The sequence below is a fragment of the Desulfovibrio sp. genome (assembly GCF_019424165.1).
In the GTDB taxonomy this organism is placed as follows: Bacteria; Desulfobacterota; Desulfovibrionia; order Desulfovibrionales; family Desulfovibrionaceae; genus Desulfovibrio.
Genome location: NZ_JAHZAA010000041.1, coordinates 1 through 3,453, shown reverse-complemented (window position 1 = coordinate 3,453; position 3,453 = coordinate 1). Strand labels below are relative to the sequence as shown.

4 protein-coding genes are annotated in these 3,453 nt (G+C 54.0%); 1 reads left to right on the top strand and 3 read right to left on the bottom strand.

All coding sequences use genetic code 11. From position 1 onward, the window contains the following. Positions 1–26 precede the first annotated feature (26 nt). The gene (yihA, locus tag QZ377_RS11140) at positions 27–629 is read left to right on the top strand and encodes a ribosome biogenesis GTP-binding protein YihA/YsxC (RefSeq protein WP_291441232.1); all 603 of its coding nucleotides are present in this window, start codon (positions 27–29) and stop codon (positions 627–629) included. Positions 630–654: 25 nt separating this feature from the next. On the opposite strand, the gene QZ377_RS11135 is transcribed toward yihA, so the two are convergent. The 3 genes from QZ377_RS11135 to QZ377_RS11125 all read right to left on the bottom strand — a co-directional run. Continuing rightward, complete coding sequence (locus QZ377_RS11135) at positions 655–2,121, bottom strand: cation diffusion facilitator family transporter (RefSeq protein WP_291441215.1); 1,467 nt, start codon at positions 2,119–2,121, stop codon at positions 655–657. A 53-nt stretch (positions 2,122–2,174) separates the two neighbouring features. After that, positions 2,175–2,906, bottom strand: a complete 732-nt coding sequence (locus QZ377_RS11130; RefSeq protein ID WP_291441214.1) for an outer membrane protein assembly factor BamD — start codon at positions 2,904–2,906, stop codon at positions 2,175–2,177. After that, positions 2,899–3,453: FAD-dependent oxidoreductase (locus tag QZ377_RS11125; RefSeq protein ID WP_291441213.1), on the bottom strand; the 555-nt coding region annotated here is incomplete at its 5' end. The genes QZ377_RS11130 and QZ377_RS11125, both read right to left, overlap by 8 nt.

Here is a 3,453-nt window from a genome sequence, read left to right as displayed (position 1 = left end):
CACTTCAAGTATCACATGAGGTTTTTATGGCCATCAGTCTTACCCTGGAAAGCACCGCCTATACGCTGGATCAGCTTACGGCGCGCCCCGAAGCCCAGATAGCCCTGGCCGGGCGTTCAAATGTGGGTAAATCCTCTCTGGTCAACACGTTGGCCGGCAGAAAAAAATTGGCCAAGGTCAGCTCTACCCCAGGGAAAACACGGTCCGTCAACTTTTATCTGGTGGAGCCGTTGCATTTTTATCTTGTAGATTTGCCTGGCTATGGCTATGCCCGTGCAAGCCACAGCGAGAGAGAAAAATGGGCGAAACTGTTGGAGCGTTACCTCACGGAATGCGCCAGTCTGAAGGCTCTGGCCCTCTTGCTGGACTGCCGGCTCCCCCCGCAACAGCTCGACCTGAATCTGGCGTCTTTTGCTCAGGTCCATGGCCTGCCCCTGGTTCCCATCCTGACCAAGGCCGACAAGTGCAACCAGCGTGAGCGCGCGGCAAAACAAAAAGAATGGCAAAATATCGTTGGGATTTGCCCGGTACTGACCTCATCCAGCAGCCGTCTGGGCATTGACCGCCTGTGGAATGAGCTGGCCAAGGCCGTCGGGGTTGCCATGCCATCGGCAGAAAGCGCGCAGTAGGCAGCAAATGATATGGCTGTTCGCCTTATATGCGGCTGCTCGGCTCCCACTTGGGACGCGCTCCCGGTTCCATATGAATAATGATGCGGCCCAACTGCGGGGCGCCCAGCCGTAATTGTTTTTCCAGGCGCATGCATACGGTATGCGCCTCTTCAACGTTTAGCGTGGCATCCACATCGCAGTGGAAAGAAATGCAAATGCCCTGCTCCGGAGATTCATAGGTCGAGAATTTGTGCGGGTTGCAGGCCAAAGGCTCTTTTGCCAGTACGGCTTCTATTTCACGCCAAACCATTTCAGCATACGGCATCGACACAGAAGCACCGTACGCCAGCGCGCTGGCAGTACCCTCCGGCTCGAGATGACTCACAACCTCGCTTCCGGGCATGGTCTTACGCAAATCTTCTTCAAAATCCACCACACGGCCATATGCCTGCACAAAAGACATCTTGCCCGGAAGCTCCACATGCAGCTCAACAAGACAGTTGCCGGCCGACCGCAGGATATGCACGTTATGCACAGCCAGGGCGTGCTTCCAGGCAGTATGCTGTACCTGCACAAATGGATCACAGTGCTTGTCATCTTCGGCGCTGTACGGTTCGACATGGACGGTCACGTCCGCGCCTTCCAGCACTGAAGCCACGGCCTCTTCCGCCTCATGGGCCAGTTTGTGTCCTTCGCTGACCTGTATGCCCGGCTCCACACCCACAGTCAAATCCACAAAACTGGTGGGACCGCTGGTGCGCAAGCGCACATCGCGAACATTCGTAATGCCCGGTACCCGTCCGACAGCCTTTATAACGGCCTGCTGCTCGCGCATGGAGCCGGAGTCCATAAGAATATCAACAGACTGGCGGGCCATGCGAATGCTGGCACGAAAAATGATGATGGCGACAAGCAAGGCGGCCACAGTATCTGCCTGAACCAGTACCGCATGCATTGGCCCCGGAACTTTGAGAGCAGAGGCCAGCCATACGGCAAGAACACCAACAAGGACCACCGCTGACGAAAGAATATCGGTGGAAAAATGTAATGCATCAGCTTCAAGCGCCTGGCTTTTATATTTTTTTGCCACACGTCGCAGCACGCGAACCCTGTTGACATCAATAATGATAGAAAGTGCCATAACCCCAACGCCCCACAAAGAAGGTGTCACGGGGCTTGCCCCGGCCAAGAGGCGTTGTACGCCTTCATGGACGACCCAGAAACAGGTCAAAAGCAGCAAGAGTGTCTGGGCCAGCGCCGAAAGGTTTTCTATCTTGCCGTGACCATAGGGATGTCGCGCGTCTGCGGGTCTGGATGCCACGCGCACGGCGACAAGGGTCATGGCTGCCGCCAGCAAATCGAGGCCGCTGTGAAGTGCTTCAGACAGAATACCCAGGCTGTTCGTGTGCAGCCCAACAGCAAGCTTGACGGCGGTAAGGGCAAAGGCGGCCCACAATGATGTGAGCGCCGCGCGATTTTTTTCAGCACTGGCTTCCAGCGAACCGGACATAAAAGACCCCACGAGTAAAAAAAGCCCCCGAAGGGGCTTTTATCTTTAAGTTCCTACAACCACTTGAACCATTCACGCCAGGACCCCTGACGTTTCTGCCGTGTCTCCTTGGCCTGCTCTTCCTTATAGTAATGGTAAGCGGCAAGGCTTTTTTCCTTGGCATGTTCAGTCACTTCCGGCACGTCCTGGAAATTTTTTACGATAAATTCGTAGCGATGCCAGGCCGGACCATATTTTTTCATATGCCAGAACACGTCTGCAATATACAGCTCGTGTTCCGCCATGAGCTTCCGGCAGGTTATCATGTGCTCTTCCGCGCCCTTGGCATAGGGAGAATCCGGATACATCTGGTGCAGACGATTAAAATAATCGTATGCCTCCTGCAATTCCGTTGTTGCCCTGTCAATGGAGCGGAACTGTTTCAGCAGAGACATGCCCGTCTGATACAGCACGTAAGGGATAGCCTCATGCCTGGGATGCAGCGATTCGAAATCCTTGTAACTTTCAGAGGCAAGTTCATACTCCTCGTCAAGGAAGTACGCATCGCCCAAAGAAAGTTCAGCATCAATGGTATAAGGGCTGAAGGGATAGGTATCGCGCAGTTTATTGTACAGCTCCACTGCCCGCACATAGTTTTTTTCACTCATGGCGTCGTTGGCGGCCTCAAAAATTTCCTGCGCGGTGTCTTCAGCAGGCGGCAGATATATCATATCAATAATGCCGCAGCCGGAAGCCATGAGCATGCTCATGACAAGCAAGATGGAGCGTAACAATTTTTTATGCATGGAGCTGTTCCAGAAAGACAAATGCCGCTTGAGCGGCGGTTGCGCCATCGCCGGCGGCAGTGATGACCTGGCGGCAAAGCTTTGAGCGTATGTCTCCGGCGGCAAAAATGCCGGGAATACTGGTACGCATTTCAGTATCTGTCACGATAAAGCCCTGCTCATCAAGCACGATGCCCTGCGGCAGAAAGTCCGTTACCGGGGCAAAGCCCACGTAAACGAACAGTCCGTCAACAGGTAGCAGTTCTTCCTGGCCGCTCAAGAGATTTTTTACGGTCAGCCCGGTTAAAAAATCCTCACCATGCAGCTTCGTGATCGTCGAACTGCGCATGATGTTGACCTTGTCCGGCATGCTTTCGAGCCTGTCCTCATATACTTTAAGACCCCGGAAGCTGTCACGCCGGTGGATAAGATGAAGCTTGCCTACTATTTTAGAAAGATAGAGGCTTTCTTCCATGGCGGCATTGCCGCCGCCTACCACGGCTACAGTCTGGTTGCGATAAAAGTTGCCATCGCAAAGCGCGCAGTAGGAAACCCCTTTTCCACGCAG

Coding starts and splice junctions, on each gene's coding strand:
- yihA (WP_291441232.1), top strand. CDS start 27: ATGGCCATCAGTCTTACCCTGGAAAGCACCGCCTATACGCTGGATCAG.
- QZ377_RS11135 (WP_291441215.1), bottom strand. CDS start 2,121: ATGTCCGGTTCGCTGGAAGCCAGTGCTGAAAAAAATCGCGCGGCGCTC.
- QZ377_RS11130 (WP_291441214.1), bottom strand. CDS start 2,906: ATGCATAAAAAATTGTTACGCTCCATCTTGCTTGTCATGAGCATGCTC.